24 protein-coding genes are annotated in these 24631 nt (G+C 65.6%); 12 read left to right on the forward strand and 12 right to left on the reverse strand.

Annotated features, from left to right (window positions below; translation table 11 throughout):
- Positions 1 to 352 precede the first annotated feature (352 nt).
- From E8F11_RS19255 to E8F11_RS19300, 10 genes are all read right to left on the reverse strand, one after another.
- Complete coding sequence (locus tag E8F11_RS19255; RefSeq protein ID WP_280290455.1) at positions 353 to 1483, reverse strand: M14-type cytosolic carboxypeptidase; 1131 nt, start codon at positions 1481 to 1483, stop codon at positions 353 to 355.
- A 108-nt stretch (positions 1484 to 1591) separates the two neighbouring features.
- Positions 1592 to 2251, reverse strand: coding sequence for a DUF480 domain-containing protein (locus E8F11_RS19260; protein ID WP_280290456.1), 660 nt, complete (start codon positions 2249 to 2251; stop codon positions 1592 to 1594).
- A 33-nt stretch (positions 2252 to 2284) separates the two neighbouring features.
- A complete protein-coding gene (locus E8F11_RS19265) occupies positions 2285 to 3184 on the reverse strand; it encodes a LysR family transcriptional regulator (protein ID WP_280290458.1) in 900 nt (299 codons plus the stop codon).
- Positions 3185 to 3397: 213 nt separating this feature from the next.
- Positions 3398 to 3727, reverse strand: a complete 330-nt coding sequence (locus E8F11_RS19270; RefSeq protein ID WP_280290459.1) for a Rieske 2Fe-2S domain-containing protein — start codon at positions 3725 to 3727, stop codon at positions 3398 to 3400.
- On the reverse strand, positions 3724 to 4035 hold the full coding sequence (locus E8F11_RS19275) for a YciI family protein (RefSeq protein ID WP_280290460.1): 312 nt from the start codon (positions 4033 to 4035) through the stop codon (positions 3724 to 3726). Before E8F11_RS19275 ends, E8F11_RS19270 begins: the two co-directional genes overlap by 4 nt.
- Positions 4032 to 4901 carry an intradiol ring-cleavage dioxygenase gene (locus tag E8F11_RS19280; RefSeq protein WP_280290461.1) on the reverse strand — a complete coding sequence of 290 codons (870 nt, stop codon included), beginning with the start codon at positions 4899 to 4901 and terminating at the stop codon, positions 4032 to 4034. Before E8F11_RS19280 ends, E8F11_RS19275 begins: the two co-directional genes overlap by 4 nt.
- Positions 4902 to 5008: 107 nt before the next feature.
- On the reverse strand, positions 5009 to 6076 hold the full coding sequence (locus E8F11_RS19285) for a maleylacetate reductase (protein WP_280290462.1): 1068 nt from the start codon (positions 6074 to 6076) through the stop codon (positions 5009 to 5011).
- 8 nt (positions 6077 to 6084) lie between these two features.
- On the reverse strand, positions 6085 to 7548 hold the full coding sequence (locus E8F11_RS19290) for an aldehyde dehydrogenase family protein (RefSeq protein ID WP_280290463.1): 1464 nt from the start codon (positions 7546 to 7548) through the stop codon (positions 6085 to 6087).
- A 103-nt stretch (positions 7549 to 7651) separates the two neighbouring features.
- Positions 7652 to 8671 carry a hydroxyquinol 1,2-dioxygenase gene (locus tag E8F11_RS19295; protein ID WP_280290464.1) on the reverse strand — a complete coding sequence of 340 codons (1020 nt, stop codon included), beginning with the start codon at positions 8669 to 8671 and terminating at the stop codon, positions 7652 to 7654.
- 38 nt (positions 8672 to 8709) lie between these two features.
- Positions 8710 to 9204, reverse strand: coding sequence for a hydroxyquinol 1,2-dioxygenase (locus E8F11_RS19300; RefSeq protein WP_280290465.1), 495 nt, complete (start codon positions 9202 to 9204; stop codon positions 8710 to 8712).
- A 429-nt stretch (positions 9205 to 9633) separates the two neighbouring features.
- Between E8F11_RS19300 and E8F11_RS19305 the strand changes: the two genes are divergently transcribed.
- Positions 9634 to 10137 (forward strand): hypothetical protein, encoded by a 504-nt coding sequence (locus E8F11_RS19305; protein ID WP_280290466.1) that lies wholly within the window; start codon positions 9634 to 9636, stop codon positions 10135 to 10137.
- Between the two features lie 183 nt (positions 10138 to 10320).
- Here E8F11_RS19305 and E8F11_RS19310 read toward each other — a convergent pair whose 3' ends face one another.
- On the reverse strand, positions 10321 to 10908 hold the full coding sequence (locus tag E8F11_RS19310) for a DUF4157 domain-containing protein (protein WP_280290467.1): 588 nt from the start codon (positions 10906 to 10908) through the stop codon (positions 10321 to 10323).
- Positions 10909 to 11054: 146 nt separating this feature from the next.
- Here E8F11_RS19310 and E8F11_RS19315 point away from each other — a divergent pair, with 146 nt between their 5' ends.
- From E8F11_RS19315 to E8F11_RS19325, 3 genes are all read left to right on the forward strand, one after another.
- On the forward strand, positions 11055 to 12482 hold the full coding sequence (locus tag E8F11_RS19315) for a mechanosensitive ion channel family protein (protein WP_280290468.1): 1428 nt from the start codon (positions 11055 to 11057) through the stop codon (positions 12480 to 12482).
- A gap of 97 nt (positions 12483 to 12579) precedes the next feature.
- A complete protein-coding gene (locus tag E8F11_RS19320) occupies positions 12580 to 13212 on the forward strand; it encodes a hypothetical protein (protein ID WP_280290469.1) in 633 nt (210 codons plus the stop codon).
- 31 nt (positions 13213 to 13243) lie between these two features.
- Entirely contained in the window at positions 13244 to 13858 is a 615-nt protein-coding gene (locus E8F11_RS19325) for an HTH domain-containing protein (protein WP_280290470.1), read from the forward strand.
- A 27-nt stretch (positions 13859 to 13885) separates the two neighbouring features.
- On the opposite strand, the gene E8F11_RS19330 is transcribed toward E8F11_RS19325, so the two are convergent.
- Complete coding sequence (locus tag E8F11_RS19330) at positions 13886 to 14452, reverse strand: GNAT family N-acetyltransferase (RefSeq protein ID WP_280290471.1); 567 nt, start codon at positions 14450 to 14452, stop codon at positions 13886 to 13888.
- Positions 14453 to 14733: 281 nt separating this feature from the next.
- Between E8F11_RS19330 and E8F11_RS19335 the strand changes: the two genes are divergently transcribed.
- The 8 genes from E8F11_RS19335 (at position 14734) to E8F11_RS19370 (ending at position 24630) form a co-directional block, all read left to right on the forward strand.
- Positions 14734 to 16311, forward strand: coding sequence for a malate:quinone oxidoreductase (locus E8F11_RS19335; protein WP_280290472.1), 1578 nt, complete (start codon positions 14734 to 14736; stop codon positions 16309 to 16311).
- A gap of 458 nt (positions 16312 to 16769) precedes the next feature.
- Entirely contained in the window at positions 16770 to 18413 is a 1644-nt protein-coding gene (locus E8F11_RS19340) for a phosphoethanolamine--lipid A transferase (protein WP_280290473.1), read from the forward strand.
- Between the two features lie 9 nt (positions 18414 to 18422).
- Positions 18423 to 19697, forward strand: a complete 1275-nt coding sequence (locus tag E8F11_RS19345) for a HAMP domain-containing sensor histidine kinase (RefSeq protein WP_280290474.1) — start codon at positions 18423 to 18425, stop codon at positions 19695 to 19697.
- A gap of 86 nt (positions 19698 to 19783) precedes the next feature.
- Positions 19784 to 20476, forward strand: coding sequence for a methyltransferase domain-containing protein (locus E8F11_RS19350; RefSeq protein ID WP_280290475.1), 693 nt, complete (start codon positions 19784 to 19786; stop codon positions 20474 to 20476).
- A gap of 14 nt (positions 20477 to 20490) precedes the next feature.
- Entirely contained in the window at positions 20491 to 21435 is a 945-nt protein-coding gene (locus tag E8F11_RS19355) for a hypothetical protein (RefSeq protein WP_280290476.1), read from the forward strand.
- A 161-nt stretch (positions 21436 to 21596) separates the two neighbouring features.
- Positions 21597 to 22940, forward strand: a complete 1344-nt coding sequence (locus E8F11_RS19360; protein WP_280290477.1) for a UDP-glucose/GDP-mannose dehydrogenase family protein — start codon at positions 21597 to 21599, stop codon at positions 22938 to 22940.
- Positions 22937 to 23935: an NAD-dependent epimerase gene (locus tag E8F11_RS19365; RefSeq protein ID WP_280290478.1), complete on the forward strand. Its 999-nt coding sequence runs from the start codon at positions 22937 to 22939 to the stop codon at positions 23933 to 23935. Before E8F11_RS19360 ends, E8F11_RS19365 begins: the two co-directional genes overlap by 4 nt.
- Positions 23932 to 24630: a VTT domain-containing protein gene (locus E8F11_RS19370; RefSeq protein ID WP_280290479.1), complete on the forward strand. Its 699-nt coding sequence runs from the start codon at positions 23932 to 23934 to the stop codon at positions 24628 to 24630. Before E8F11_RS19365 ends, E8F11_RS19370 begins: the two co-directional genes overlap by 4 nt.
- Position 24631: the final 1 nt, after the last annotated feature.

Consider the following 24631-nt stretch of genomic DNA (forward strand, 5'->3'; position numbering starts at 1 on the left):
GGCTCCGCGTTGGGCTTCGCTGCGCTCTTCCCAACCTGCACACCGCTGATTGTTGTGGGAGGGCCAAAGCGTCTGCTCGATCCCGTAGGTTGCGGCTGAGCTAAGCGAAGCCCAACATTCCCGGCCGGCTCCGCGTTGGGCTTCGCTGCGCTCTTCCCAACCTGCACACCGCTGATTGTTGTGGGAGGGAAGCGTCTGCTCGATCCCGTAGGTTGCGGCTGAGCTAAGCGAAGCCCAACATCCCGGCTGGCTCCGCGTTGGGCTTCGCTGCGCTCTTCCCAACCTACAAACAGAACGTCAGCCATAAACGAAACCGGCCCCATCAGGGGCCGGTTGCGTATCAGGGTGTCGCTCAGCGCAACTTGTCGACCATCGCGGCCACTACCGACAGCACATCCTTGCCCAGGCGCTTGGAACGCTCGCCGTTCCAGGCCGTGCGCGGGTGCGGGTTGTCGTCGTGATCCTTGAACGGCATCTCGATGGTGAATGACAGGCAGTCGAAGGCCATGCCCACGGCGTTGCAGGCCAGGGTGGTATTGGCCTTGCCCGGTTCGTCGCGGGGGTAGCCGAAGGCGGTCTGGAACTCCGCGCCCATGTCCACCAGGCGCTTGCGGAACTCGCTTTCCAGGGCTTCCAGGCGCGGCGTGTAGCCGGGGTTGCCTTCGCAGCCGGCGGTGAAGACGTGGGGAATTTCCTCGTCGCCATGGATATCGAGGAAGAGGTCCACGCCCACCTTGCGCATCTGCTGCTGGACGAAAAACACCTCGGGCGTCTCGGTGTCGTCGGCCGACTGCCAGGCGCGGTTGAGGTCCTTGCCGGCGGCGTTGGTGCGCAGGTGACCGCGGAAGGCGCCGTCGGGGTTCATGTTCGGCACCAGGTAGAGGTCGGCCTTGGCCAGCAGCGCGTCCATCTCGGCATCGTCACGGCGCGAAAGGCGGTCGATCACCCCTTCCATGTACCACTCGGCCATGTGCTCGCCGGGGTGCTGCTGGGCGATGATCCACACCTTGCGCTGGGCGTCGGGGTTGCGGCTGACGCGCAGCAGCGGGATCTCGCGTCCCTCGATGCTCTTGCCGATGGCCAGCACCTCGGCGCCGGCCTTGTCCAGCGCCTCGCTGACCAGCCACTCGTGGCGGGCGCGGCTGTAGGGCTCGAAATAAGCGAACCAGATCTGCTCGTGGGTCGGCTCCAGGGCGAAGTGCAGGCCCTTGTCGTCGAAGCTGCTGGGTACGCGGAACCAGTGGACCTGGTCGTAGGAGGCGGCGGCGTTGTAGCCGGTCCAGGCATGGCTGTAGGCGGACTGCCCGGCATTGGTCAGGCTGAAGGCGTGGCGCTGGCCAGGGGTGAGACCCTCGACCTTGAAGTGGAACCACTGGAAGTGGTGACTCTTCAGGTCCGGGCGCATGGCCAGCAGCACCTGTTGCGGGTTGCTGGCATCAATCACTTCGATATTGCCGCTGTCGAAGTCCGAGCTGATCTTCATGGATACCTCAGGGCGGTGTTTCACGGTTGCAACAGGATCGCAGGTCGCATTGCGCGGGGAAATCGTCGGGGCGACACGGACGGACAGCCGGCGCGCCCCGGGCGTGACTCATTCGCCCCGATCTTCCAGCCTGGCCAGACGCGCTTCCAGGTCGGCGACCCGGGCTTCCAGTTCTTCGATACGGGCATCGGCGGCAGCACGGGATTCGCCACGCTCCGGCTGGCTGGCGCGGGCTTCCAGCAGGGCCTCGAGGTCGGCCGGCTCGCCCATCAGGTGCATGTAGCGGTCCTCGCGCTGCCCACCCTGGCGCGGCAGCAGCACCGCCAGGCCCCGGCCGATCAGGCGCTCCAGCTGGTGGCGGACGTGCTCCGTGTCGTCGAAGTCGGCCATGCGGTTGCTGCGGGTCAGTAGCTCGCCGAGGGTCTGCGGGCCGCGCAGGAGCAGCAGGCCGATCAGGATCAGCTGCGGTTGCACCAGTTCCAGGGCCTTGTCGGTGCGCTGCTCCCAGCGGTCGGCACGGCTGCCCATCACCAGCCTTACCAGGCCACGCGACTCGAGGCCACGCAGGCTCTGGCCGGCCTGGCCGGGAGTGACGTTCATCACCGGCTCGCGGCTGGTCTTCTGGTTGCAGGCCAGCACCAGGGCGTTGAGGGTCAGCGGGTAGGATTCCGGGGTCGTGGCCTGCTTCTCGATCAGGCTGCCGAGGAGTCGGGCCTCGATGGCATTGAGGGGGGATTCGGCGAACTGGGCATGGATCTCGGTGGACATTGCGGCATCCGTCTTCTGAAAAGTGCCATTAGCCTAACCCGCTGCAGGCTGTTGAGCGAATCGATCCACCAGGAAATCGATAAAGGCCCGCACCTTGACCGGCAGCCGCCGCCCCGGCGGGCACACGGCGTAGATCTGCGAGCTGGGCAGCGGGTACTCCTGCAGGACCTCCACCAGCCGGCCGTTGGCCAGGCTCTCCGCCAGCAGGAAGCGTGGCAGCGACACCAGCCCCAGGCCATCCACCGCGGCCTGCACCAGCACCTCACCATTGTTCGCCATCAATCGCGGTCGTATCGCCACCGAGCGCCATTCTCGGCCCATGAGGAACTGCCACTGGCTGCTGTTGGCGCGGTTCTTGTACCCCAGGCAGACGTGCTCGCGCAGGTCGTCGGGCACCGTGGGCCGGCCATGGGCCGCGAGGTAGCCGGGGCTGGCGCAGACGGCATGAGGACAGGGCCCCAGCTCGCGGGCGACCAGGGTCGAATCGCTCAGCCGGCCGATGCGCAGGGTGATGTCGTAGCCCTCGTTGACCAGGTCCACATAGCGGTCGTTGAGGTCCAGTTCCACTTCCAGGCCGGGATGGGCCTGCATGAACTGGTTGAGCGCCGGCGACAGATACTTGAGGCCGAAGGACATGGGCGCTGCCAGCCGCAGCCGCCCCCGCAGTTCGCTCTGCAGGCTGCGGGTGGCTTCTTCGGCCTCGGCCAGGTCGAGGAGGATGCGCTGGGTGCGCTCGAAATAGTCCAGGCCGGTTTCGGTCAGGCTGAGCCGCCGCGTGGTGCGATTGAACAGCCGGCACTCCAGGTGCCGTTCCAGGGCGCTCATGCGCCGGCTGACCACCGATTTGGCGATGTTCAGCCGCTGAGCCGCCGCCGAAAAGCCACCGGCCTCGACCACGACTACAAATACCCGCATGTCTTCGAACAGGTTCATCTCTGGCTGCCAGTGAGGGGCGATGAGCCTTTATTGCAGGTTAGGCGGATTTGGGCATTGGCATTCGTTAAGACAGGTAGCTGCCCTGCGAACCCTTGTGGGGGCGAATTCATTCGCTGAGGGCAGCGCAGCTGCCCCTGGGAGGCCCAAGGGCGAACCTTCGGTCCGCATAGCGATTGAAATCGCCCCCACAACAAGAGCAGCACCAAAGCATCATCGCACCAGCACCACCCTCCCCTCCACCACTTTCACCGGCACCGCCTCCAGCCGGCTGCCTTCGCAGGGGCCTTCGATGCAGTGCCCATCCTCGAAGCGAAACATGGCGCTGTGATGGGCGCACATCAGCACCTGGCCACGGTAGGTGCAGAACTCGCCGGGCCGGTAGTCCAGGGGCACGGAGAAATGCGGGCAACGGTTGCGATAGCCCCATACCTCCTCGCCCCGGCGCACCAGCACCACAGACTGGGCGTGACCTTCCAGCTCGGCCTCCAGGGCCAGGGCACCGCCATCGGCGATGGCGGCCAGCTCGCAGAGCCCGCTCATCCACGCAGCTCCGGATTGCCCAGCCCCCAGTTCCAGGGACGGATCTCGATCTGTTCGAACAACCCGGCGCGCACGTAGGGATCGTCGCCGAGAAAGGCCTGCACATCCGCCAGGCTCATGGCCTCCACCACCAGCAGGGTGCCGTTCATATAGCCGTTGCCGGAGTCCAGGGTGGGGCCGCCCAGGCGCACCACCACCCGGTGCGGATAGGGATTGCGCAGGTGCTCGCGATGGGCCGGACGCACCTGGTTGCGTAGCGCCAGCCTATCCGGCTTGTCGGTGGCGAAGACGGCGAAGTACTGGCTCATGCCCGCTCCAGCACGAAGTCGTAGGCGGCCAGGCGGAACGGTCCGTCGAAGTCATACCGCTCCGCCAGCGGATGGTCCGCCTGGCAACGCTGGTAGACCACCTTGAGGGAATCCTTCACGCCGAACACCACGTCCGACTCCAGGTAAGGGTCGTCATGGTTGAACAGGTGGGTGACCAGGGTGCGGCGGCCTTCGGCCATGACCATGAAGTGCAGGTGCGCCGGGCGCCAGGGGTGGCGATCGCTGGCCTGCAGCAGGCGGCCGACCGGACCGTCGGTGGGGATGGGATAGCTCACCGGGACTATGGTGCGGATGGCGAAGCGACCTTCCTCATCCGTGCGGTAGCGGCCGCGCAGGTTGCTCAACGGCTGCTCCGTGTCCTGGCCGGAATACATGCCGTTCTCGGCGGTCTGCCAGACGTCCAGCACAGTGTTGGCGATGGGCTCGCCGTCGGTATCCAGCACCCGGCCCAGCACCAGGGCCGGCTCGCCAGGGGTGAAGGCCATGTTCTCGCCCTGGCCGCGTTCGGGCATGCCGGCAATGTAGAAGGGACCGAACACCGTGGTCTCGGTGGCGGCCTTGGCGGCCCGGTGGTTGATGGCGTCCACCAGCATGGACAGGCCAAGCACATCCGACAGCAGGATGAATTCCTGGCGCACCACGCCATCGCACATCCTGCCGGTGTCGGTGAGAAAGCGGATGCCTTCCAGCCACTCTTCCTCGCTCAGCTCCACCTCGCTGGCGAAGGCGTGCAGGTGGCGCACCAGCCCCTGCAGGACCTGGCGCAGGCGCGGGGTGGGCGTATTGCCGAAGGCGGCGACGGCCTGGGCGGAGATTTTCGCTTCGTTGGGCGGGATATCGTTCATCTCTTATTCCCGTGGGTCTCGGTTCGAATCGACCGTAGGGTGCGCCGTGCGCACGGAAAATCCCGCACGGAGGCATCGGTGCGCACAGCGCACCCTACGAGAAGGAGTCATGTCGGTGGCAGCCCCTGCCAGGCGCGGAGCAGCAGGGCTTCGATGGCGTCGCGCTCGAAGGGGCGCGGGTTGTAGTAGGGGCTGGAGCAGGCGATCTCCGCGGTTTCCGCCGGGCCCTCCTTGGGCAGGCCGATTTCCGCCAGGGAGGCCGGAATGCCCAGCTTGCGGTTGAGGGCGAAGAGCAACGGCCCCACCTCCTCCGCTTCCCGTCCCCCCAGGGCGCGGGCGGCACGGCGCAGGGGTTCGGCGGCGGCTTCGCGGTTGTAGTGGGCCGCATGGGGCAACACCACGGCGTGGGCCTGGGCGTGTGGCAGGTTGAAGGTGCCGCCCAGGGTGTGGCAGAGCTTGTGGTGGATGGCCATCCCCACCGAGCCCAGGCAGATGCCGGCGAGCCAGGCGCCATAGAGGGCGCGGCTGCGGGCTTCGGCGTCCAGCGGGTTGGTCACCACCCCGGGCAGGGCTTCGGCCAGGGCGCGGATGGACTCTTCGGCCATCAGGCCGATGATGGGATTGGCGTCCTGGGCGTAGAGCGCTTCCACCGCGTGGGCCATGGCGTTCATGCCCGAGCAGGCGGAAATGGCCACCGGCAGGCTCAGGGTCAGCTGCGGGTCGTAGACGACGGTCTTCGGCAATACGCGGAAGTCGCGGCCTGTCTTCTTCAGGCGGTTCTCGGTGAGGCCGTAGATCGGCGTCATCTCGGAGCCGGCGTAGGTGGTCGGCACCGCCAGGATCGGCAGCCCGGACTCCAGGGCGATGGCCTTGCCCAGGCCGATGGTGGAGCCGCCGCCAATCGCCACGCAGCAATCGGCGTCGAGCCTTGCCGCCTCGGCGCGGGCGGCGCGGGCCACCTCGACCGGCACATGCATCACCGCCTGCGGATAGACCCCGGCGGCGCGCTCGCCGAGGATGCCCGCCACCCGCTCGCCCAGGTGGCGCTGCTCGGGGGTGGTGAGGATCAGCGCGCGGCGGGCGCCGAGCTTGTCCAGCTCCTCGGCGAGGGATTCCAGCTTGCCCCAGCCGAATACCACGCGGGAGGCCAGGCCCTGATAGATGAAGGGGTTCATGGTCGACCTCAGCGCTTGAAGTGGGGCGGGATCTTGGCGTCCACGTTGACCCACACGGAGCGGGCCTCGGTGTAGTCATGGATGGCCTCGAAGCCCATTTCGCGGCCGTAGCCGGACTGGCCGACGCCTCCGAAAGGGCTGCCGGGGCTGACGCGCTTGTAGCAGTTGATCCAGCACATGCCGGCCTGGATGTGCGCCGCCATGCGATGGGCACGCTGCAGGTCGCGGGTCCAGAGGCCGCTGCCGAGGCCGTACTGGGTGCCGTTGGCGATGGCCAGGGCCTCCTCGTCCGTGGAGAAGCGCAGCACGGTGACGAAGGGGCCGAATACCTCTTCCTGGGCGACGCGGTGATGCGGCTGGGCTTCCACCACCGTCGGCTCGATGTAGTAGCCATCGGCCAGGGCCGGGTCCGTCGGCGCCTTGCCGCCAGAGAGGATGCGGCCGCCCTGCTCGCGAGCGATGTCCACGTAGGCCAGCACGCGGTCACGGTGCTGGGCGGAGGTCAGCGGGCCCATCTCGGTGTCCGGGTCCAGCGGGCTGCCCAGGCGGATGGAACGCGCCAGGCCGATGAAGCGTTCAAGGAACTCGTCGGCGATGCGCTCGTGCAGGATCAACCGCGAACCGGCGATGCAGGCCTGGCCCTGGTTATGGAAGATGGCCCAGGCGGCGCCATTCACGGCGGCGTCGAGGTTGGCGTCCTCGAAGACGATGTTGGCGCCCTTCCCGCCCAGCTCCAGTTGCACGCGCTTGAGGTTGCCCTGGGAGGCCTCGACTATGCGCCGGCCGGTGGCGGTGGAGCCGGTGAAGGCGATCTTGCCCACGTCCTCGTGCTCGGCAAGGCGCTGGCCGGCGGTATGGCCGTAGCCCGGCACCACGTTGACCACGCCATCGGGAAAGCCCACTTCCTTCATCAGCTCGGCGATGCGCAGGGTGGACAGCGGGGTGATCTCCGACGGCTTGATCACCACCGTGTTGCCGGCGGCCAGGGCCGGGCCCATCTTCCAGCTGGTGAACATCAGCGGGAAATTCCACGGCACGATCTGCCCGACCACGCCGATGGGCTTGCGCTGCACATAGTTGAGGAAGCCGGTTTCCACCGGGATCACCGAGCCCTCGATCTTGTCGGCCATGCCGCCGAAATAGCGGAAGCAGGCGGCGGTGCGCGGCACGTCGAGGTTGCGCGAGTCGCGGATCGGGTGGCCGGTATCCAGCGACTCCAGCTGCGCCAGTTCCTCGAGATGCTCCTCGATCTTGTCCGCCAGCTTCAGCAGCAGGCGCCCGCGCTCGGCGCCGGACAGCGCGGCCCAGGCCGGAAAGGCACGTTTGGCGGCAGCCACCGCCAGGTCGACGTCCTCGGCTTCGGCGGCGGCGATCCGGGTGATCAGCGAGCCATCGTGGGGCGACAGGACGTCGATGGTCCCGCCCTTCAAGGCCGGAACGAAGCGGCCGTCGATGAAGAGTTGGTTCTGCATGGAAAAGCTCTCCGGGCGCCGCAGCGAACCGCGACGTCTGTGTGAGATGGATTAGTCCCCTCTCCCCTCCGGGGAGAGGGCTAGGGAGAGGGGTGTGGCGACCTCAGAACTCGACCGGATACGGCGGGAGCTCACCGCTCTCGTAGCGCTGCGGCAGGTTCGGCGTGGCGTTCTCCCAGACCAGCAGCATGGAGCGCTTGGTGGAGTAGCCCTGGTGGCGGATGTCCGCCGGCATCGCGCAGATATCGCCCGGGCGCATGGTGATGCGCGCGCGCGGTGCGCCATCGTCCTTGTCGGCCACGTCCCAGATGATTTCGTCAGACAGCTGCAGGAACCACTCCACGCGGTCATTGCCGTGGAACACCGGCAGGATGAACTCCTCGGTGGTCGGGCAGAACAGGCTGGCCTTGCACACCGAGCTGACCGAGGGGTTCCAGGTCACGTCGGAGCGGGACAGGTACTTGTACAGGTTGAAGGCGTGCAGCTCACCTTCGAAGCCCTCGGCGGCGTGGACTTCCGGTTCGTCCTGGGGCACGTCGGCGAACTGGCGGTTCACCGGCAGGTCGTTGCGCAGCGGCGAGTCGTCCGGCAGGCCGGGCATGCGCCGGGTGGCCACGCGGAAGCGCTCGATGGCCTCGATATTGTCACCATTCTTGCGGCCGAAGGCGCTGCCGGTTTCTTCCGGCGCGGCGAAGGGGTCGAAGCCGGCGTTGGTCCAGTCGCGCAGGATGGCCTTGAAGGTAGCCATGATCTTCGGCGTCTCGAACTGCTCGGTGTAGTCGACGCCCGCCTCGCGCAGCACACCATTGAAGGTGCCGGCGTAGAGGTCGACCTTGCCGTAGTGGTTGCGGGTGCCGATCACCTCGTCGAAGTTCACCCAGCCGTAGAAGAAGCCCCAGGCCACGTCGCGCATGGTGGCGCGCAGGAAGGCGTCGGCGGGGATCAGGTGCGAACGCTCCTGGCCCTTGGCCGGCCACTGGATGCGCACGAAGTACTCGTCGCGGGACAGGGTGAAGGCGCCCAGCTTGAAGGTGCGGTAGCCGGTAACGGTATCGGGCAGGCTGGCTTCGACTTCATCGGCGGCGAAGCTGGCGGAGGTGTCGAGGGTTTCGAGCATGGCCATGGTGGATGTCCTCTTGTTCTGGTTGTCGGTCGGGGCTGTCACTTCAGGCAGATGTCTGCCCACTTCTCCACCGACAGCGGTCCCTTGATGGTCTGCAGCAGCAATACGCCGGGGCGCGCGCTCTCGAAGCGGTAGGCGCAGCCAGCCGGCAGCAGCGCCTGGTGGCCGCCCTTCAGCAGCACGTAGCCCATGGGGCGCCCCTTGGGCTGATCCCCCGCCAGCCGGGTGCCCTCGCCTTCGGTCAGCGGCTGGTCGAGCTTGAGGAAATCCACCCGCAGTTCGCCGTCCACGGAAATCGCGAACTCGTCGTGGGCGCAGGTGAACCAGGGGGACTGGCCTTCGGCGCGCAGGGTCTCGATGACGTAGCCGAGGTTCAGGCCGACCACCACCTTTTCATAGGGGGCGGACTTTGCGGCGACCTCGAAGATGTTGGAGAAGGCGTAGTGGCGGGCTTCGCCCTGGATGATCTCGATCGAACCCTTGCGATGGTCCTCGAGCGAGCCGAAGACAGTACGGAACGCGGCAGTGCTCATCTCATTCACCGTTTGTTGTTGTAGTGGGTGAAGTGAACGTTACGAGCAGGGCCGCCGGCCAACAATTCCAGGGCAGGCGACAACAGTGTTTGCGAAACGCGAACAGTGCAGAAGAGGCTCTATTACGCGGATTTCAGCGAATCCCCAGACCTCGCTTCAAGGGAAATTTCCGCCCTGCAGCAAGCGATGGACTGGGCCTATCGCCCAAATAAATCGAATAAATCGATTATGCCAATTCAAAGGAAAAACCTTTCCATTTTGCGTAAAGGTGCTCTTATTTTCTTTCTAACTTATTGTTTTTAAAAGACCACACCCAAGTATCACTGGCATCGATAGCAATCATCACGCAGCATCACTTCTTGATCGAAATTACATCAGTAACATGGGCCCCGTAGACGAATTCCAACCCCCTTCACCGAGGTGCCCAAAATGAAAAAGCAAATCCTTGCCAGCCTGTTCATCGCCAGCCTGTCCGCCTCTGCTTTTGCGCTGTCCGTCGCGGAGGGTGGCTCCGATCACACCAGCATCCACCGCGTAGCCGAAGGCGGTGCCGATCGCACTGGCGCCAACCGTATCGCTGAAAGCGGTGCCGAACGTTCCGAGTCCCTGCGTGTAGCCGAAGGTGGTTCCGACCGCACCAAGGGCTTCGACGTAGCTGAAGGCGGCTCCGACCGCACCAAGGGCTTCGACGTAGCCGAAGGCGGCTCCGACCGCACCAAGGGCTTCGACGTCGCTGAAGGCGGTTCCGACCGCACCAAGGGCTTCGACGTAGCCGAAGGCGGCTCCGACCGCACCAAGGGCTTCGATGTCGCTGAAGGTGGTTCCGACCGCACCAAGGGCTTCGACGTAGCCGAAGGTGGTTCCGACCGAACCAAGGGCTTCGATGTCGCTGAAGGTGGTTCCGACCGCACTGGCGCCAACCGCATCAGCTGATCCCGAGGCAACCAGAGGCAGGCAATCACGATGTATGCATCCCCTCGACAGGCAGAAGGCGCCACTTGTGGCGCCTTCTTTCTTTTTGGGAAATGCAAAGGGAACCGTTCTTCCTGCGGGGGCGATTTCAATCGCTGAGCAGACCGCAGGGCTGTCCTCCCGACCATCCGACGAGCTTCGCCATTACGTCCCCTTCCCCCGCAACTCCTTCGCCACCCTGAACTGCATCTCGTAGGCCGGTCCTTCCACGCTGTCCGGGTCGCGGGTGTAGCGCGCCGCGAACTCCTCCACGCCCCATTCCCGGTACTGCTGCACATGCCGGAGCTCATGGGCCCAAAGCGCCAGATCCTCCGTGGCGCCCTCGGGGAAGCGGAAGACGATGATGTCGACAAGGGTAACGGCCTTGATATCCGGGTTCTGCAGCATGGCGCTGGCGGCACTGAGCTCGCTGCTGTCGCCGATCCGGTAACGCACCGCGTCCAGCAGCGCGGCATCGTAATAAGGCAGCAACTGGCGCCTGATCTCGGGCGGAATAGCCTCGGTTCCCGCAGCGGCCGCAGCCGCGCGGGATTGCACCAGCCACTGCTGCAAGGCGTCGGCCGCCACCTGGGTGACCTCGCCGGGCAACGGCCCTATCACCTCCCTGGCATCGGGCAGGCAGATGCAGGAGGTCACGCAGACCTCGTACTGCCCCGGCGGACAGGCCAGAACTGCGGCATGAAGACTGAACGCGCCGAGTGCCAGCGCGATCCTTGGAACGAACTTGGCCATCTGACCCTCTTCGGTACGTTCGAGGTGCTCCAACTGCTCTGACTCCGTTTCCGGGGAAATGGCGCAACCCTTCGGCCAACCGGCCCATACCGCCTGGGTGCGGCGCTCTGCTAACGTGATGCAGGCCATCTCGCGGAAGGGAATTCATGCTCGCATTCATCCAGAACCACCCCTTGGTATTCGGCGTCGCCCTGTTGCTGCTCGATCTGCTCGCCTGGCGCTTCATTCCCGCCGAACACCGGACCTGGCGGGTGTGCGGCCGCCTGGGCCTGTTCCTTCTCTACAGCGCGGTGATCATCGACGCCGGGATGAACCCGCTGCAGCCCCCGCCCTGGCCGGACAGCACCCTCAACCTGGTGGCCACCGTGCTGGAAATCGTCTGGTGGCTGTTCTGCGCGCGCACCCTGACGGTGGTGCTCGGCCTGCTGATGCCGCGCATCGGCCATGCCGGCCGGCTGCTGCAGGACCTGCTGGGTGCAGTGATCTTCCTGGTGGCGGTGGTCGCCGCGGCGGCCTATGTGATGCAGCTGCCGGTGAAGGGCCTGCTGGCCACTTCCGGGATCATGGCCATCGTCATCGGCCTGGCGCTGCAGAGCACCCTCAGTGACGTGTTTTCCGGCATCGTCCTGAACACCACCAAGCCCTACCAGCTGGATGACGTGATCTCCATCGACGGCACCGAAGGCAAGGTGGTGGAGATCGACTGGCGCGCCACCCACCTGCTCACCAGCCAGGGCAGCACGGTGGTGATCCCCAACTCGGTGGCGGCCAAGACCAAGGTGCACAACTTCAGCCGCCCCAACGACCTGACGGGCGTGTCCATCAGCCTCAAGGTCGCCACACAGGTACGCCCGCGGCGGGTGCTGGATGCCCTGGAGAAGACGGTGCAAGGCATCAGCGCCCTGCTCCCCTCGCCAAAACCCAAGGTGGCGATCAAGGGCTCGGACCTGGAATCCATGGAATACGAGGCCAGCGGCTTCATCCGCACCGGCGAGAACAAGACCGAGATCCGCAACCTGATGTACGACCTGGCGCACCGCCACCTGGAAGCCGCCGGCATCGCCTTCAGCAGCGACGCCGCGCCCCAACCCTGGTCGCGCCCGCGCCTGCTGCTGGAGGAGGTGAAAGTCTTCCGCGCACTCAGCCACGAGGAAAAGGACAACCTCAGCCAGCTGATGTCGCCCCTGGCCTTTTCCGCCGGGCAGGTGGTGCTCGGCTTCGGCGAGGTGTCAGACGGCCTGCTGGTGATCGGCACCGGCGTGGTCTCGGCGGCGGTGCCGGACGGCGCCGGCATGCTCGAGGCGGGCCGCATGGGGCCGGGGGAGATCCTCGGCGAAGAAGGCATCGCGGGCGACGCGCCGTCCCAGGCGCAGTTCACCGCCCTCACCTCCTGCGTGCTCTACCGCATCGAGAAAGAGGCCATCCGTACCTGCCTGGACGAGCGCGTGGAAGTCCGCGCCGCCCTCACCCGGCTGCGCAGCTTCCGCGAACAGGCCAGCCGTTCGCTGCTGCTGCAGAAACCCCAGGCGATCAAGAAAGGCGGCTTCCTCAGCTGGCTGCACAAGAAGCAGTAGCGCGGCCGTTCGGCGAATTTCCTGAAAAAACCAATAATGGCATTTTTTTATGCTTTAATTGATTTTGTAGGACTTTCCGCCATGCGAGGATTCCGTCATGAAACTCCGGACACTGGCTTTACTGCTGCTTGTCACGCTCGCCCAACCCCTCTGGACCCAGGCCGCGCAGGAGCCGGCCAAGGCCACCGCCGACAGCGCCGCACTGACCACCCGCCTGGCGCTGCGCGACCTCTGGGTGGAGCACATCTTCTGGGTCAGGAGCTACGCCATCGCCAACCAGGATGGGCAGAAAAAACAGGCTGAAGCCGCCGCCACCAGCGTGGTGAGCAACGCCAAGGCCATCGCCAACAGCATCGCTCCGCTCTACGGCCAGCCGGCGGCGGACCAGCTGCTGGAATTGCTGGCCGGTCACTGGAGCGCCGTGAAGCACTACAGCGATGCCAGCGTGGCCAAGGATGCCGATGGCAAGAAAGCAGCAGTCAGCGACCTGACCCGCAATGCCAAGGGCATCGCCAAGTTCCTGTCCAGTGCCAACCCCAACCTGCCGGAAGACGCCCTGGTCAACATGCTCAGTGCCCATGGCGGGCACCACGTGGCGCAGGTCGACCAGTTGAGCAAAGGGGATTTCGCCGGTGAAGCGAATACCTGGGAAGCCATGCGCAAACATATGCTGGTGCTGGCCGACACCCTCACAGCGGCGCTGGTCAAGCAGTTCCCGGACAAGTTCTGAAACCGGCCGCAGGGCCTTGCGAGGTAGTCGAATGCTTCAAGGAATGGGACGAACCCAGCAGGACCTGCTCGGGGCCCTGCTCTACCAGCCGGGCGGCATGAGCATCGACGAGCTGGCCGGCCACCTGGCGGTGACCCGTACGGCGATCCGCCAGCACCTGGCCGCGCTGGAGCGTGACGGGCTGATCCTGCGGGGCGAAACGCGGCCCACCGGCCGCCGCCCCGAGCAGCTCTACCTGCTCAGCTCGCACGGACGCGAGCTGTTTCCCCGGCAGTACCAGTTGCTCGCCGACCTGCTGATCGACGAAGTCGCCGCCATCATCGGCCGCGATGCCCTGCTGCGCCTGATGCGCACCCTGGGCCGCAAGCTGGCCACCGACATGGAAGCGCAGGTGGTGGACGAGGCACGTATCGTCCAGCACATGAACCAGGCCGGCTACGAGGCGGAAGTCTTCTTCCGCTCCTCCGGCGAGCCGGAGATCGTCGCGCACAACTGCGTCTTCCATCACCTGGCGGCAGCCCACCCGGAAGTCTGCGAACTCGACCTGGCGCTGATCGGCACCCTCGGCGGCGGCCAGGTCGAACACCTCGAATGCATGCTCCGCCACGGCCAGGTCTGCCGCTTCCGGGTCGACCGCAAGCCCTGACCCGCGGCTCGCAACGGCAAGGCTGTGTCAGCGGTCGGTCGAGGGGCGCTGCTGCGCCAGCCACTCCTCCCGTGTCAGCTCCCAGACTTCCGTGCTGAGGCGGCCGGAGACGTAGTCGCGCTCCTCCGTCGCCACCAGGCGCATGCCGCTGCGCTCGGAGATCCGCCGGGACGCCAGGTTGGCCGCGGCCTTGGGCACCCGCATCAACGGCCGGCCGAGCACCTCGAACCAGTAGCGGGTCACCGCCTCGGCGGCCTCGCTCGCCAGGCCCTCCCCCTGCCAGGCCGGGTCGAGCCAGAAACCGCGGTTGTTGCCCGGCTCCTCGCGCAGATTGATCAGCCCGATCAGGCGCCCGCGCTCGCTGCGCGGGCGAATGCTCCAGTGCCATTCGCGCCCGGCCGCCATGGCCGGCAAGGCGACGTCGCGCAGGTAGCTCAGCGCGCCATCCTCGGGATAGGGCCAGGGCACCTGGCAGGACAGATAGCGCACCACCTCCCACTGCGGGAAGACGCCTTGGATCGCTTCTGCATCCTCCAGACACAGGGGTTCCAGCAACAGTCGCGGCGTGCTGAGGGAAGGCAAGGTGGTGACCATGGGGCGAGTCCATCGAACAGGTAGCGCTCGAGCTTATCCGGCGAACCGGGGCTTGTCCGCCCTCCGCCGCTTTCCCTGAAAATCGAGATTCCGCTGCAGCAGTGGCGGAAATCCGCCGCCTAAGCCGCCTGAAGCGTCCATTCTTGGCGGATTCTCGCCAACCCCGCATGCGTTGGCCGGCCCGAGAAGAGCCGACATGGCTATTTCATGGACATTTCACAGATCCGGCACGCCCCTTGCCTACGCACCGACCTTTTCGAGAAACGCAAAGGGACGGTCCCATGAAAAAACTCCTCCTAGGGCTCCTCTGCCTCACCGTGCTCGGCTGTGCCAAGCATGAAGAGCCGGAGAAGACGGTCGACGTGCTGCTGATCGGCGCCGGCATCATGAGCGCCAGCCTCGGCACCTACCTCAACGAGCTGGAACCGGACTGGACCATCGACATCTACGAACGCCTGGACCAGGTCGCCGCAGAAAGCTCCAACCCCTGGAACAACGCCGGTACCGGCCACTCGGCCTTCTGCGAGCTGAACTACACCCCGGAAACCGCCGATGGTGGCATCGACATCAGCAAGGCGGTCGAGATCAACGAATCCTTCGAGATCTCCAAGCAGTTCTGGGCCTATCAGGTCGAGCGCAATGTGCTGAGCAACCCGAAGTCCTTCATCAACAGTGTTCCGCACATGAGCTTCGTCTGGGGCGACGACAACATCGCCTTCCTCAAGAAGCGCCACGCCGCCCTGCAGCACAGCTCGCTGTTCCGTGGCATGGAGTACTCCGAGGACCATGAGCAGATCAACAAATGGGCGCCGCTGGCGATGGAAGGCCGCCCGGCCGAGCAGAAAGTGGCCGCCACCCGCATGGCCATCGGTACCGACGTCAACTTCGGCGAAATAACCCGCCAGCTGATCGATTCCCTGACCCGCAATGACAAGGTCAAGCTGCACCTCAAGCACGAAGTGCGCGACATCCAGCGCAATGACGACGGTACCTGGACGGTCACCGTCGCCGACCTCGGCAACGGCGAAGCGGAAACCAGCGTCAAGGCCAAATTCGTCTTCATCGGCGCCGGCGGTGGCGCCCTCAAGCTGCTGCAGAAATCCGGCATCCCGGAAGCCGAGGGTTACGCCGGCTTCCCGGTGGGCGGCCAGTTCCTCGTCACCCGCAACCCGGAAGTGGTGGCCCAGCACCAGGCCAAGCTCTACGGCAAGGCGTCCGTGGGCTCCCCGCCCATGTCCGTGCCGCACCTGGATACCCGCGTGATCGACGGCCAGAAGGTGCTGCTGTTCGGCCCCTTCGCCACCTTCTCCACCAAGTTCCTGAAGAACGGCTCGCTGCTGGACATGTTCAGCGCCCTGACCACCGACAACATCGGCCCGATGACCCATGCCGGCCTCGACAACCTGCCGCTGAGCACCTACCTCATGGGCCAGCTGATGCTGAGCCAGGCCGATCGCATGCACGAGCTGCGCGAGTACTTCCCGCAAGCGAAGGACGAGGACTGGGAGCTGCTGACCGCCGGCCAGCGCGTGCAGGTGATCAAGAAAGACGCCGACAAGGGCGGCATCCTGCAGTTCGGCACCGAGGTCGTCAGCTCCGCCGACGGCAGCATCGCCGCCCTGCTGGGCGCTTCGCCGGGCGCCTCCACCGCCGCGCCGATCATGCTCAGCGTCCTGGAGAAGACCTTCAAGGACGAGGTCCAGACCCCCGAGTGGCAGGCCAGGCTGAAGGAGATCATCCCCTCCTACGGCCGCAAGCTGAACAACGACCTGGAGCTGACCAACCAGGTCCGCGCCTGGAGCAGCGAGCGCCTGCAGCTGGAGTACGTGCCCGTCCTGCCGGAAGTGGCGGTGCAGTAAGACCTTGATGAACCGGCCGGGGCTTCCGTCTCCCCGCCCCCTGCAGGCGCGAATTCTTTTGAACTTGGGAAACCACGTCCTCAGGGCGTGGTCATGAGTCACCGGCTCTGCCTGTGACGACTCAGGTTGTCTGGATAGAGCGACGGAGTCGACCCGGTAGGGTGCGCCGCGCGCACCAATGGTTGAGCGCGGCGCAGGGGTTGATTCCGCGCTCGGTGCGCATGGCGCACCCTACGGGGGGGCACGTGCAGGCAAGTCCAGGTTCTACGAGCGTGGATGTTCACTCGCGAAGCAGGCCGCAGGCCTGCCCTGCAGGACACCGGTCCGCTTCCCGAACGTTCCCTTCACAAACCCAACATTTTCCCGAGGTTTTTTTCACGAAAGTTTGATACGGGCGTTCCTATCCTCGGCGCCCTATCCTTGATGGATAGGTACTCCAATTGGGAGCCGCCTGGTTCATGTTCAAACGTATCTCGGTTCGTCCTGAAAGCCTCACCCTCCTGACCAGCCTGCTCCTGCTCTCGCTGTACAACGTCCCGCTCTGGCAACACCTCTCGTCCATAGTCCCGGCGGATGCCGGCGGCCTGGGGATGCGCCTGGCCTTCGGCCTGATGGTGCTCGCCGCGTTCAACTTCGTCCTGGTGCTGGTGTCCTTCCGCTGGGTGCTCAAGCCGGTCCTGATCGTCCTGTTCCTGGCCAGCTCCGGTGTCGCCTACTTCATGAGCCAGTACGGCGTGCTCATCGACGCCAACATGCTGCGCAACGTCGCCGAAACCGACGTCCACGAAGTGCGCGACCTGCTCTCCTTCAAGCTGCTCCTTTTTATCCTGCTGCTGGGCGTGCTGCCCAGCTGGCTGCTGTGGAAGCTGCCGGTGCGGCACCAGCCGCTGCGCCGCGAACTGCTCGGCAAACTCGCGCTCGCCATCGGTTCGGTGGCCGTGCTCGGCGTGGTGGCCCTGGCCAACTACCAGGGCCTGGCGTCACTGTTCCGCAACCACCATGAGCTGCGCCTGCTGGTGGTGCCCAGCAACTACCTGAACGCCTCCTACGGCTATATGCGCGAGCAGCTGACGGTCGCCAAGGCGCCGCTGCGGCAGATCGGCCTGGACGCCCGGAAGGCCCCGGCCTGGCAGGACCACCAGCGCAAGTCGCTGACCGTGTTGGTGATCGGCGAAAGCGCGCGGGCGGAGAACTTCGGCATCCTCGGCTACCCGCGCGATACCACCCCCCTGCTCAAGGCCCAGCAAGGCATCCTCGCCTTCTCCAATGTGCGCTCCTGCGGCACCGAAACCGCCGTCTCGGTGCCCTGCATGTTCTCCAACATGGGCCGCGCCGACTACGACGCCGCCCGCGCCCGCAGCCAGGAGGGCCTGCTGGATGTGCTGGAGCATGCCGGCCTCTCCGTGAGCTGGCACGACAACCAGTCCGGTTGCAAGGGCACTTGCGACCGGGTTGCCCAGGAGGACCTCAGTCACCGCAAGGACCCCGTACTGTGCAGTGGCGGAGAGTGTCATGACGAAATCCTGCTGAAGGGCCTGCAGGCCTATATCGACCAGCTCAAGGATGACTCGGTGCTGGTCCTGCACCAGATGGGCAGCCATGGCCCGGAATATGCCAAGCGCTATCCCAAGCGCTTCGAGAAGTTCACCCCGGTGTGTACCAGCAACGCCCTGAACGACTGCAGCCAGGAAAGCATCGTCAATGCCTACGACAACACCCTGGTCTATACCGACTACGTGCTGTCGAATCTGATCGACCTTTTGCGCAAGAACCAGGACAAGGTCGACACGGCCATGGTGTACATCGCCGACCACGGCGAATCACTGGGCGAGTACAACCTCTTCCTCCATGGCACGCCCTACCTGCTGGCCCCGGACCAGCAGAAGCACGTCGCCATGCTCAGCTGGTTCTCCGACAGCTACCGGAAGGACTTCGCCCTGGACACCGGCTGCCTGGGCAAGGAGCGCGACATGCCGCTGAGCCAGGACAACTTCTTCCACTCGGTACTGGGCCTGCTGCAGGTGCAAACCGAGGAATACAAGGGCGGCCTGGACCTGTTCGCCCCCTGCCGCGCCGATGGCGCGGCCCTCGCCAAGAGATAGGTCGGCGCCATGGGAGGCAAACAGCCACTGGAGCGGCGGATCATCTTCGCCTTCGTGCTGATGACCCTGATCGTCAGTGGCACCTTTTCCCTGGGGATAGTCGCCATCGTGCACTTCATCGAAGAGCACCTGGTGTCCGAGGAGCTGGGACGAGAGCTGGACTTCGCGATCAATGAAGAACTCAAGCTCGACCAGGCGGCCCACATCGACGCCAACACCCGCTTTTTCAGCTCCCACACCGGCCACGCGGCCTTGCCGCCCCGCTTCACCGGTCTGCCAGAAGGCTTTTCGGAAGTGCTGGACGGCGACGAGGCCTACTACGTGTTCAAGCGCAGCCACGACAGCCATGAAGACGTCCTGGTGGAAGAGCAGCACGAATTCGAGGCCCGCGAGCGGGCGCTGTTCGACGTGGTCCTGGCTGGTTTCCTGCTCAGCGTGTTCGGCGCCTGGGGCCTGGGACGCCTGCTGGCACGCCGGGTGATGGCGCCCGTGCGACGCCTGGCGCAGCAGGTGCGCCATCGTGACCAGTTGCTGCCCATGGCTCCCCGTCTGGCGCCCGACTACCCGGACGACGAAGTGGGACGCCTGGCCGCGGCCTTCGATGAAACCCTGGGCCAGCTGCGCCACTCGCTGGAGCGTGAGCGGCTGTTCACCAGCGATGTCAGCCACGAGCTGCGCACCCCGCTGATGGTGATCGCTACCTCCTGCGAACTGCTGCTCAGCGCCCCCCATCTGACCGCCGGCGAACGCGCCCAGGTGGTCCGTATTGCTCGCGCCAGCGCCGACATGCACGACCTGGTGCAGACCTTCCTGCGCCTGGCACGGGCCGGCCAGGAGGAAGGCGGTATCGCCGACAAGGCCACCCTGGCCAGCCTCGCCGCCGAGCAAGTTCGCCTGTGGGCACCGCAGTTCCAGGCCAAGGGCCTGGCCTTCACCCTCATCGACGAAGGCGCCGGCTCCACCCGATACGAAGCCCCGCAACTGCGCACGGTGATGTCCAACCTGCTGCGCAATGCCCTGCATTACACCGAGCAGGGTAGCGTGAAGCTGATCCTGGGCGGGGACGGCTTTCGCGTGGAAGACAGTGGCCTGGGCATTCCGGAAGAGGAGCTGGAACGCATCTTCCACAGCTTCGTGCGCGGTCAGCAGGCGCGCGGCGAAGGCCTGGGGCTCGGCTTGTCACTGGTCAAGCGCATCTGCCAGCAACAGGGCTGGGAGGTCCGGGTGGAATCGAGCCCCGAGTCGGGCAGCTGCTTCTCGGTAACCCTCGGCGACTGGCGTTGACATTTTTTTCACAGGCTTTTGACCTCGCCATTACAGCTCGCCCCCTAGATTGGCCACTCTTTCCGCCAGACATGGAGCTGCGGTACATGCCACAACCACGGCCGAAGCCTTTCGAGCTGGACAGCGCGCGCGCGACCTACCGAGAGCGCTCCGAGACGCAGCCGCACCCACGCAGCGCAAGCGTGGGCAGCAGGCTGGCGGCCTGGCGCGAGGAGCGCATGGCACTCCAGGCGCTGCGCATTGCCGGTGAGCCCAACCTGATGCTCGACCTGTGCGGCAGCGGCCGCTTCTGGCCACTGCTGACCCGCCACCCCAATCGCCTGGTGCTCGCCGCCGATGATCCGGCCGGGCAGCTGGCGCAACCCCACTCCGCGAAACCTGCGGAAATGGCCGAGCGTATCTGCGTATTGCCCATCTCCGCCGGCGCCATCGACCTGGGCGAGAACGCCGTGGATTCGATCTTCTGCATGGGTTTGCTGCAGCGGATAGAGACCGTGGACCGTCGCCTGTCGATGCTGCGCGAGTTCCATCGGGTCAGCCGCGACACCCTGATCCTGTCGCTCTGGGTGGACGGCAACTACCAGGCCTGGCGACGCAAGCGTTCGGAAAGGCGCCGGGCTCCGATCGATCCCGCCGGCCGGCAACGCACCCGCTGCGCAGTGAGCCGTGAACAGATCGAAGCAGAGTTCCGCAGCGTCGGCTTCAACATCCTTTCCCACCTGGACCTTTTGCCTGGCATCGCCATGTTGCGGGTCTACGTATTGCGCAAGGTGCCTTGAGCGCCGGAGCTCCCATGACCGCTGAAACCACCGCCTTTCCACTTCGACGTTCAGCCATCGGCAAGCGCCCACGCCCGCGATCGCATTGGCTCATCCCCTTGTTCGACAGACGCGCCGCGCGCTGGCTGCTGGCGGGCTTCGCGCTGCTCCTGCTGGTTGGCGCCAGCTCACCCGCCTGGCGACACCTCTACCCGGCCGTCGCCGCGCCGGGCTGGACCTACCGGGTGCACCTGGATGCCATCGAGCGCGTCAGCGCACTGGTGCCAGATGGCAAGGGTGGCCTCTACATCAGCCAGGAAATGCAAGACGGCAAGGGCATGATCCTGCGCAGCGGGACGGACGACGGACTACGCACGGTGGAGTCCGGGCTGTCCAAGCCCGACGGCATGATTGCCTATCGCGGTGGCGTGGCCTTCAGCCAGGAACAGGGCAAACACCCAGTGTCCTGGATGAGCGGCGACGGCACCCGGCAACTGTTCAGCGCCGACAGCGTCGAGGGCCTGGCGACCGATGGCCACTTCCTCTATGCCATCGAGGACCTCCACGGCAATGGCCACCTGCTGCGCTACGACCCGGAGACGACCAGCGTCACGACCCTGCGCAGCGGCCTGGACGAAGCCGAAGCGGTGACCATCTGCCCGGATGGTCGGCTGTTCTATTCCGAGAAGTCGCGCGGCCAGATCCGCCAGCTGCAGGCGGACGGTCCCGACCCGGTGGTGCTCGATGGCCTGCGCGAACCCGGCTTCCTGCTGTGCAACCGGGAGGGTCTGTGGATCACCGAAGACGCCACCCACATGGCCCGCGTGCTGCTGCTCGACGCCCAAGGCGACTTGAACGTCGTGCTGTCCCACCTGCGCTCTCCCCAGACCATTGTCGAGGCATCCCCGGGCCACTACCTGGTCGCCGAGCAGGGCCGCAACCGGGTACTCGAGCTGCAACGAGCGACTGCCGAGCCATGATTCGGGCCATTTCGGGCACCCGGAAGTATCACCACACAATTTTCACAATTCTCGCGTTAGGTTAGCCTCACGACCGGTGGTCGGCCCGGTTGGGAGGGAACGGGGCCGGCAGTGCCATGAGGACGCCGGGCGTATAGAGAAAAACAACAAGCAGGCGCTGAATGAAGATCACCATTTTCGGAACGGGCTACGTCGGTCTGACCCAGGCCGCGTGCCTGGCAGAAGTCGGTCACTCGGTCTGCTGCGTCGACATTGACGAGCAACGGATCGCCCAACTCAATGCGGGCCACTCGCCCATCTACGAACCCGGCCTGGATTCGCTGCTCCACGGCAACCTCGCCGCGCGACGCCTGCGCTTCACCACGGACGCCGCCGAAGGCGTCGGCTTCGCCGAGGTCATCTTCATCGCCGTGGGCACACCACCCGATGAGGACGGCAGCGCGGACATGAAGTACGTGTTCGCGGTGGCCGACACCATTGCCACGCACGCCGCCGAGGCCAAGGTGGTGATCAACAAGTCCACCTCGCCCGTAGGCACCGCCCAGCGCATCAAGGCGCGCCTGGACGAGGCGCTGGCCCGCCAGGGCCGCGCGCTGGACATGCAGGTGGTGTCCAACCCCGAGTTCCTCAAGGAAGGCTCGGCGGTCGAGGACTGCATGCGCCCCGAGCGCATCATCATCGGCATGGACGGCGAGCGCGATGTCGAGCTGTTCCGCGAGCTGTACAAGCCGTTCAGCCGCAACCACGAGAAGCTGATCCTGATGGACAGCCGCAGCGCCGAGCTGACCAAGTACGCGGCCAACAGCATGCTCGCCACCAAGATCTCCTTCATCAACGAGATGGCCAACCTGGCCGAGCGCCTGGGCGCCGATATCGAAATGGTGCGCAAGGGCATCGGCTCGGACTCGCGGATCGGCTACGACTTCATCTACGCCGGCTGCGGCTACGGTGGCTCCTGTTTCCCCAAGGACATCCAGGCGCTGCAGCGCACCGCCGCTGAAGTCGGCTACCGCCCGCACCTGCTGGAAGCGGTGGAAGCAGTCAACCATCGCCAGAAGCACAAGGTCTTCGAAAACATCCATCGCCACTACAACGGTGACCTCAGCGGCAAGACCATCGCCCTCTGGGGCCTGTCGTTCAAACCCAATACCGATGACATGCGCGAGGCGCCCAGCCGGGTCCTGCTGGAGTCTCTCTGGGCGTCCGGTGCACGGGTCCAGGCCTTCGACCCCGAGGCCATGCAGGAAGCCCGGCGCCTCTACGGCGAGCGCAACGACCTGACCCTGATGGACTCCAAGGAAGCGGCGCTGGACACCGCCCATGCCTTGGTGATCCTCACCGAGTGGCTGAACTTTCGCGTCGTCGACTTCGCCCTGATCCGCGAACGCCTGGGCGACAAGGTGATCTTCGACGGCCGCAATATCTTCGATCCGGCGCACCTCGCCCGCGAAGGCCTGGCCTACTACCCCATAGGCCGGGCCGCGGTGGGAGTGAGCCAGCCATGAAATTCCTGGTCACCGGCGCCGCCGGCTTCATCGGCTTCCACACCGCCCTGCGCCTGTGCCGGACCGGGCACGAGGTACTGGGCGTCGACAACCTCAACGACTACTACAGCGTCGAGCTAAAGCTCGCCCGCCTGGAACAGCTGCGCGGACTCGCCAATTTCGGTTTCATCAAGCTCGATATCGCCGACCGCGAGGCCATGCAGGTGCTGTTCCGCGAGCACCCTATCGACCGCGTCATCCACCTCGCGGCGCAAGCCGGGGTGCGCTATTCACTGGACAATCCCCATGTCTATGCCGACGCCAACCTGACCGGCTTCGTCAATGTACTGGAAGGCTGCCGGCAGAACGGCGTCGGCCACCTTGTCTACGCCTCCAGCAGCTCGGTGTACGGCATGAATGCCAAGGTGCCCTTCTCTATCGAAGACCCCGTCGACAACCCGATCTCGCTCTATGCCGCCACCAAGCGTGCCAATGAGCTGATGGCGCACACCTACGCCCACCTCTACCGGATTCCCACTACAGGCCTGCGCTTCTTCACCGTGTACGGCCCCTGGGGGCGCCCGGACATGGCGCCGTTCAAGTTCACCAAGGCGATCCTCGAAGGGAAGCCGATCGACATCTACAACGGCGGCGACATGTCGCGGGACTTCACCTATATCGACGATGTCGTCGAAGGGCTCCTCCGCATCCAGGACTGTCCGCCACCCTACTCCGATGAGTCGGACCAGACCCGCCAAGCGCCACCCGCCAGGCTGTTCAACATCGGCCGTGGCTCGCCGGTCAAACTGCTGGACTTCGTCGGGTGCATCGAGGCAGCCACCGGCGTCAAGGCCATCAAGCAGATGAAGCCCATGCAGCCGGGCGACGTGCCGCAGACCTGGGCCGATGTCAGTGCACTGGCCAAGCGGACTGGGTTCTGCCCCGCCACACCGCTCAACGAGGGCGTCGCGCGCTTTGTCGACTGGTACCGCTCCTTTTACGGGGTACGCCCATGATGCCCCTGCGTGCAGTGATCAAGGGCCTCGGGCTCATCCTCAGCCTGGCCCTGGTCGGCTACCTGTTCGACAGCAGCGACCTGGGCAATGCCGTCAATGAAGCCTGGATCGACGCGCATATCCGTGGCCACGGCCTCGAAGGCACCCTGCTGTTCCTCGCCATGGGCGCGCTGTTCACCGCCGTCGGCCTGCCCCGGCAGATCATCGCCTTCCTCGCCGGCTATGCCTTCGGCCTGGTTCCGGGCACGCTGCTCGGCACCCTCGCGGCCTTGCTGGGCTGCCTCATCACCTTCATCTACGCGCGTTCGTTCGGCAGGAGCCTGCTGCGCGAGCGCCTCGGCAAGCGCGCCGCGCGCTTCGACCAGTTCATCCATGAACATCCCTTCTCCATGACCTTGCTGATCCGCCTCCTGCCGGTGGGCAGCAACCTGCTGACCAACCTCGCCGCCGGCATTTCCAGCGCACGCATGGCGCCCTTCCTGGCCGCCAGCTTTATCGGTTTCCTGCCGCAGACCCTGGTGTTCACCCTGGTGGGCAGCGGCATCAATGTCGCACCGACGCTGAGAGTCGGCTTGGCCACGGTGCTGTTCCTGCTGTCCGGGATGCTCGGCGCCTACCTGTACCACCGCCATCGCCACGGCCTCGGCATCGACGACAAGGTCGATGCCGCCCTGGGCGAGGCGGAGCAATCCTGAT

This window comes from Pseudomonas sp. BN417 (genome assembly GCF_029871205.1).
Lineage (GTDB): Bacteria > Pseudomonadota > Gammaproteobacteria > Pseudomonadales > Pseudomonadaceae > Metapseudomonas.